This window comes from Reyranella sp. (assembly GCF_050185545.1).
Lineage (GTDB): Bacteria > Pseudomonadota > Alphaproteobacteria > Reyranellales > Reyranellaceae > Reyranella.
In genome coordinates this window covers 1-6,256 of sequence record NZ_JBFWZI010000293.1, presented here as the reverse complement: position 1 = coordinate 6,256, position 6,256 = coordinate 1, and the positions used below count along the sequence as shown (strand labels likewise).

Annotated in this window: 7 protein-coding genes; 6 read left to right on the top strand and 1 reads right to left on the bottom strand. The window is 66.7% G+C overall.

Annotation, left to right across the window (positions count from 1 at the left end; translation table 11 throughout):
- The 6 genes from AB7O82_RS36410 to AB7O82_RS36385 form a co-directional block, all read left to right on the top strand.
- Window positions 1-772, top strand: a 772-nt coding sequence (locus AB7O82_RS36410) for a transporter substrate-binding domain-containing protein (RefSeq protein ID WP_428621716.1), incomplete at its 5' end; no start/stop codon positions are given.
- Complete coding sequence (locus AB7O82_RS36405; RefSeq protein ID WP_428556429.1) at window positions 765-1,505, top strand: amino acid ABC transporter ATP-binding protein; 741 nt, start codon at window positions 765-767, stop codon at window positions 1,503-1,505. The genes AB7O82_RS36410 and AB7O82_RS36405, both read left to right, overlap by 8 nt.
- Before the next feature lie 279 nt (window positions 1,506-1,784).
- Window positions 1,785-2,465, top strand: coding sequence for an amino acid ABC transporter permease (locus tag AB7O82_RS36400; RefSeq protein ID WP_428556427.1), 681 nt, complete (start codon window positions 1,785-1,787; stop codon window positions 2,463-2,465).
- Window positions 2,462-3,127, top strand: coding sequence for an amino acid ABC transporter permease (locus AB7O82_RS36395; RefSeq protein ID WP_428621714.1), 666 nt, complete (start codon window positions 2,462-2,464; stop codon window positions 3,125-3,127). The genes AB7O82_RS36400 and AB7O82_RS36395 overlap by 4 nt, the downstream gene beginning before the upstream one ends.
- Before the next feature lie 104 nt (window positions 3,128-3,231).
- On the top strand, window positions 3,232-4,200 hold the full coding sequence (locus AB7O82_RS36390) for a Bug family tripartite tricarboxylate transporter substrate binding protein (protein ID WP_428556185.1): 969 nt from the start codon (window positions 3,232-3,234) through the stop codon (window positions 4,198-4,200).
- Window positions 4,197-5,453, top strand: a complete 1,257-nt coding sequence (locus tag AB7O82_RS36385; RefSeq protein ID WP_428556182.1) for an alpha/beta fold hydrolase — start codon at window positions 4,197-4,199, stop codon at window positions 5,451-5,453. The genes AB7O82_RS36390 and AB7O82_RS36385 overlap by 4 nt, the downstream gene beginning before the upstream one ends.
- A gap of 6 nt (window positions 5,454-5,459) precedes the next feature.
- On the opposite strand, the gene AB7O82_RS36380 is transcribed toward AB7O82_RS36385, so the two are convergent.
- A complete protein-coding gene (locus tag AB7O82_RS36380) occupies window positions 5,460-5,768 on the bottom strand; it encodes a hypothetical protein (RefSeq protein WP_428556179.1) in 309 nt (102 codons plus the stop codon).
- Between the last annotated feature and the right edge of the window lie 488 nt (window positions 5,769-6,256).

Genomic DNA, 6,256 nt, shown 5'->3' with positions numbered 1-6,256 from the left:
GCCGCCGCTGCGCACGGGGGTCGACGGCACGTTCGCGCCGCACGCCATGCCAAAGCTGGGCGGCGGCACGGAAGGGTTCCAGATCGACGTCTTCACCGAGGTGGCGCGCCGCATGAAGCGCGAGATCGTGATCGATTCGGTGAGCTTCTCGACCCTGATCCCAGGCATGCAGGCCGGCCGTTACGACTTCATCGCGGCGCCGACGACCGTGACCAAGGAGCGGGCGGAGAACATGCTGTTCACCGCGGGCTATCTGTGGACCGCCTATCAGTTCGGCATCAAGAAGGGCTCGGCCCCGATCAAGAGCTGGGCAGATCTCAAGGGCAAGTCGGTTTCGGTGAACAAGGGCACGCCCTACGAGAAGCTCGCCAAGGAGATGGGCGAGAAGCACGGCTTCACCGTGCAGGTCTACGACACCCAGCCCGACGCAACCCAGGCCGTGATTTCGGGGCGCGCCTACGCCACGCTGGGCGGCAACACCACCATCGTCTTTGCCGCCTCGAAGAATCCGCAGTTCGTCGCCGATCTCGAGCTCAAGGACACGCGCGCCCACTGGGCCGCACCGGTGCCGAAGAACAATCCCAAGCTTCGTGCCGAGCTGCAGGACGCGCTCGACTGCATGAAGAAGGACGGCACGATGGCCAAGTTCTACGAGAAGTGGTTCAACAAGAAGCCGGATGCCGATGACCTCGCCGTCGTCATCACGCCGGGTTACGGCGTGCCGGGCATGCCGGGCTACGATCCGACGCCGCACGAGCTGAAGTGTGGCTGAACCGATCGTCGACGCGCGCGACGTCCACAAGCATTTCGGCGCCCTTCATGTCCTGAAGGGCGTCGATCTCAGGGTGGCGGAGCGCGAGCTGGTGTTCGTCATCGGGCCGTCGGGCTCGGGCAAGTCGACGTTGCTGCGCTGCCTCAACCGACTGGAGGAGCCGTCCTCCGGATCGGTCGTGGTCGACGGCATCGACATGCTGGACCCGCGCACCGATATCAACCATGCCCGCCAGCGCATCGGCATGGTGTTCCAGTCGTTCAACCTCTATCCGCACATGACGGCGCTCGGCAACGTGACGCTGGCGCTGCGCAAGGTCGTGGGCAAGTCGCGTGCCGAGGCCGATGAGCTCGGCCTCGCGGCCTTGAAGCGCGTCGGCCTGGCCGACCGTGCCGGCCACACGCCGGGCCAGCTCTCGGGCGGCCAGCAGCAGCGCGTCGCCATCGCCCGGGCGATCGCGCTCGAGCCGCGCGTCATGCTGTTCGACGAGCCGACCTCGGCGCTCGATCCGGAGCTGGTGGGTTCGGTTCTCGAGGTCATGCGCGACCTGCGCCAGAGCGGCATGACCATGATCGTGGTCAGCCACGAGATGGGTTTTGCCCGCAATGCCGCCGACCGCGTGGTGTTCATGGATCACGGCCTGATCGTGGAGCAGGGGCCGCCCGCCGCCATCTTCGAGAACCCGACCCAGGAACGCACCCGCACCTTCATCGGCCAGATCCAGCGGCACTGACGTGGGACGAGCACGACTTCATTTGCCTCCGCCGCGACGGAGTGGGCACATCTCGAGTCGCTCCCCCGTAATCGGGGGAGGTGGCTCGTCATACGGGGCGGAGGGGGAAGGCCCCAAAAGAGACGCTCCAGATTTCGACGTCGGGAGCGGAGGGAACCCGATTGCGGCCTTCCCCCTCCGACCCTGCGGGCTACCTCCCCCGATGACCGGGGAGGAAAAAGAATTGCGTGCACTCCCTGGCGTAAGACGTGGGAGGCGTGTGATTGGCGGCCCCGCGCCATGAGCACCTGGGACCGCTTCGTCGACACCTTCTTCAATGCGAAGGTGATGCTGAAATACTATCCCGACATCCTGTCGGGGATGGTCGTCACCATAGAGCTCGCCGTGCTGATCGTGGTGAGCGGGCTGCTCGCGGGCCTGGCGCTGGCGCTGTTGCGGGCGCTGGCGATCCGCCCGCTCAACTGGCTGATCATCTTCATCGTCGACCTGTTCCGCTCCCTGCCGCCGCTGGTCATCATCGTGCTCATCTATTTCGGCCTGCCGGCGGCGGGCGTGTCGCCGTCCGGGTTCGTGTCGACCTGGCTGTCGCTCGCCTTCGTGCTGATGGCCTTCTCCGAAGAGATCTTCTGGGCCGGCATCACCTCGATTCCGCGTGGCCAGTGGGAGGCCTCGCGCTCGACCGGGCTGTCATTCTGGCAGACCCTGATAAACGTCATCCTGCCGCAGGCGCTGCGGCTCACCATCCCGCCGCTCACCAACCGCACTATCGCCATCACCAAGGGCACGGCGCTCGGCACCGTCGTGGCCGTCACCGAGATCCTGGGCCAGGCGAGCTCCGCGGTTTCCAACTCGTACAATCCGTCGCCGCTGATGATGGGAGCGGCGGCCTACATCGTCCTGTTCCTGCCAGTGGTCGTTGCGGCGCGCTGGATCGAAACACGGTTCGCGTGGAAGCGATGATCGAGACCTTTCTCAATCCCGAGATCATCGCCGCGATCTGGCCGATCGTGCTGGCCGGCCTGTGGAACACCGTTCTGCTGTCGCTGATCGTGGTGCCGCTCGGCCTGCTGGGTGGCCTGATGCTGGCACTGCTCGCCACGATCCATCATCCGCTGGTGCGCTGGCCGCTGATGGCGTGGGTCGATTTCTTTCGTGCCTTCCCGCCGCTGGTCCTGCTGGTCCTGCTCTTCGCCGGCCTGCCGTTTGCCGGGCTCGAGCTCGGCGGCTTCGCCTGTGTCGCCATCGCCTTCTTCCTCAACACGGGCGCCTACTACGGCGAGATCTTTCGCGCCGGCATCGATTCGGTGCCGTCCGGCCAGATCGAAGCCGGCCGTTCGACCGGCCTCAGCCGCCTGCAGGCGATGACCTACATCGTGCTGCCGCAGGCGGTGCGAAACGTCCTGCCCGACCTGCTGTCCAACACCCTCGAGGTGGTGAAGCTCACGTCGCTCGGCAGCGTGGTGGCGGTTCCCGAGCTCCTGTTCCAGGCCCGCCAGGCGCAGAGCGTCACCTACAGCCCGACCCCGATCGTGCTGGCGGCAATCGTCTATTTCCTGCTGCTCTGGCCCCTGGTCCGCCTGCTGAGCCGCCTGGAGAACCGCGCACTCGCTGGGCGACGCTGATGGCCTACCGGGCGCTCGCGCGCGCGAAGCGCGATATGCAAGGATAGACGCCAACGACGGGGATCCGGCTGGTCGCCGAGATCCGCGATACGGGAGGAGCGTTCATGAACCTTTTTTGCCGAGTCGCCGCCGCGTTCGCCTTTGCCACCTTCGTTGCCGCGCCGCTGGCAGCCCAGACCAGCTGGCCGGACAAGCCGGTCAAGCTGGTTGTCGGCTTCACGGCCGGCAGCGCCACCGACGTCAGCGGCAGGATATTCGCCCACAAGTTTGCCGAGATGTGGGGGCAGCCGGTGGTGGTCGAGAACGTGCCCGGAAACTCGGGCGCGATCGGGACCGACCGCGTGGCCAAGGCCAACCCCGACGGCTACACGCTGCTGTGGTCCGGCAACGCGGCCATCACAATACTGCCCAGCCTGCAGAAGCTGCCGTTCGATCCGTTGAAGGATCTGGCACCGATCACCACCACGCTCGTTACCTCGAGCATCCTGTTCGTGAACAACGACATGCCGGTAAAATCACTCGCCGAGCTGATCGCCTACGCCAAGGCGAACCCCGGCAAGCTGAGCTATGGCTCGCCGGGCGTCGGCACGCCGCAGCATGTCGCCACCGAATTGCTGAGCAGCCTGGCCGGCATCAAGATGGAGCACATTCCCTATCGCGGCGCCAACCTCACCGATGTCATGAGCGGTGTCGTGCCGGTCGGCATCCAGAACGCCGGCGCTGCCATGCCGTTCGTCAATGACGGCCGGGTGCGCGGGCTCGCCCTTACGGCCCAGAAGCGGGCGGCGGGCGCGCCGAGCCTGCCGACGGTGGCCGAACAGGGGTTCCCGGGTTTCGAGGCAGTCTCGTGGTTCGCCCTGATGGCGCCGACCGGCACGCCCAAGCCGATCCTCGACAAAGTGCGCGCCGATGCGCTCAAGGTGCTGGCCGATCCCGAGGTGCAGAAGAAGTTCCTGGCGATCGGCCTCGAGGTCGTCGGCAGCACCGCCGAGGAGACCCGCGCCGCCATCGCAGCAGACATCCCCAAGTGGGAGAAGGTGATCAAGGACGCCAACATCAAAGTGGGCAAATGACCATGGTCGACTTCACGCGTCTCGCGAGAGCGCTCGACGACAACGCGGCCCTGCAAAGACGGGCCAGACTCGCCAACCTGTTGCTGACCGTGAAGAGCGGCGAGGAGCAGATCGGCGTGCGGATCGGCGAGGACATTGCCGTGGAGCCCGGTGCGGCGTCATCCGCCGCCTTCAGCCTCGCCGCCGGGCCGGGCGTGTGGGCCGAGTTTGCCAAGCCCTCCCCGCCGGTCGGCTTCCAGAGCCTGGTCGCCATGCAGCGCGTCGGGCACATGACCGTGGACGGCGACGTGCTGGCCTGGGGCCGCAACCTCTTGTTCCTGGAGCAGGTGTTCGCCGCATTGCGGCCGGAAGCATCGCCCGAAAAAGCGGCACCCGTCGGTATGCCGGTCATCGAGCCGATCGTCGGTCGCTATCTGCGGCTCGACTTTCAAGGCAAGCCGCACCGGCTCTATTTCGAAGAGGCCGGGCAGGGCATTCCGTTGCTGTGCCTGCATACCGCGGGGGCCGACGGCAGGCAGTATCGCGCCCTGCTCAACGACGCCGACATCACGCGGCGCTATCGCGTGATCGCCTTCGACCTGCCGTGGCATGGCAAGTCGTCGCCGCCGCCCGGCTTCGAGCGCGAGGCCTACCGCCTCACGACCGACGGCTATGTCGACATCGTCACGGCGGTGTCGCGTGCGCTGGGGCTCGATCGTCCGGTCGTCATGGGATGCTCGATCGGCGGCCGGGCGGTCCTCCACCTGGCGCTGCGGCACGGCGAGCACTTCCGGGCAGCGATCGGCCTGCAATCGGCAACCCATGCCGATGCCGGCGCCGACACCAGGCTGCGCGATCTCGGCTTCATGTTCCGGCCCGACGTGCACGGCCAGGAGGCCGCGGCCGGCTCGGTCGCGTGCCTGATCGCGCCGGCGTCGCCCAACGCCGATCGCTGGGAGACACTCTGGCACTACATGCAGGGTGGGCCGTCGGTGTTTCTCGGCGACCTGCACTACTATTTCACCGACGGTGACCTGCGCAACGCGGCGCTCGATGCGCTCGATACCCGGAAGTGCCCGTTGTACCTGCTGACCGGCGAGTACGATCTTTCGGCCACGCCGGAACTGACTGCCGAGGTCGCCCGCATCACCAAGGCGCGGCATTTCGAGGTGATGCGCGGCATGGGTCATTTCCCCATGTCCGAGAGCCCGGCCGAGTTCCGCCGCTATCTCCTGCCGATCCTCGATCGCATCGCGGCCGAGGCGTCGACCTAGGCGAGTCTAGCGCTCCTCGACCATGCGTCCGTCGGGATAGATGATGACCCGGCTCGGAACGCCGTCGCGCCGCGTCTCCGCCTTCCACGAGCCGTTGTTCTGCGGCGTGATCCGCTGCACGCGGTAGCCCTGCGATTCGACCCGGTCGCGCGAGAGCGACTCGGTATTGGGATAGCGATTGCCGTAGGACGCCGACGGCGCCGGCGCCGGACTCGACGGCGCCGGCATCGTGGGCGGCGGCGGCAAGGCGCCGGGCAGCATCGTGTCGGGAAGGCGTCCGGCATTGCCGACGGAGCCGGGCACCAATTGCGCCATCGCCGGACTGCTCACAAGGGCCAGCGCAGCCATGGCAAGAAGGGTGGTTCGCATGGGCGTGATATGGGCCACCGATCCGAGCGTCACAAGGGACGCCGGCCTGCCTCCCCGGAAAGTGAAGCGCGCCCTTTCATGGTCCTCCCCGGCGCCCCGCTGGGGTGTCCGCGTCTTCGCAGACGGAAGGGTCATGCTCATGCGGACCGCGGGCGTCTCGCCCGCTCGTGATCTCATGAGTATGAGCGGGCGAGACGCCCGCGGTCCGCATGAGCATGACCCTTCCGTCTGCCTGCGCGAAGCCGCGTCGGCTTCGCTTCGGAGGAGGCAGGTCGCCGTAGGACGGCGACACCTCCCCAGCGAAGCAGCTACGGAGTGGACACAACTCTTGGGTGTGTCATTTTGACTCACCTCAACATTTTGTATTCCCGTGCAGGCCGACAATGGGTTTCTATTGGCGGCACCTTTGCCGAAGCGGGGTGCCTGGATGTTGG

What these genes read in the sequence shown, in the direction of transcription:
- AB7O82_RS36400 (WP_428556427.1), top strand. Translation starts at nt 1,785, where the DNA reads ATGAGCACCTGGGACCGCTTCGTCGACACCTTCTTCAATGCGAAGGTG.
- AB7O82_RS36395 (WP_428621714.1), top strand. Translation starts at nt 2,462, where the DNA reads ATGATCGAGACCTTTCTCAATCCCGAGATCATCGCCGCGATCTGGCCG.
- AB7O82_RS36390 (WP_428556185.1), top strand. Translation starts at nt 3,232, where the DNA reads ATGAACCTTTTTTGCCGAGTCGCCGCCGCGTTCGCCTTTGCCACCTTC.
- AB7O82_RS36385 (WP_428556182.1), top strand. Translation starts at nt 4,197, where the DNA reads ATGACCATGGTCGACTTCACGCGTCTCGCGAGAGCGCTCGACGACAAC.
- AB7O82_RS36380 (WP_428556179.1), bottom strand. Translation starts at nt 5,768, where the DNA reads ATGGCGCAATTGGTGCCCGGCTCCGTCGGCAATGCCGGACGCCTTCCC.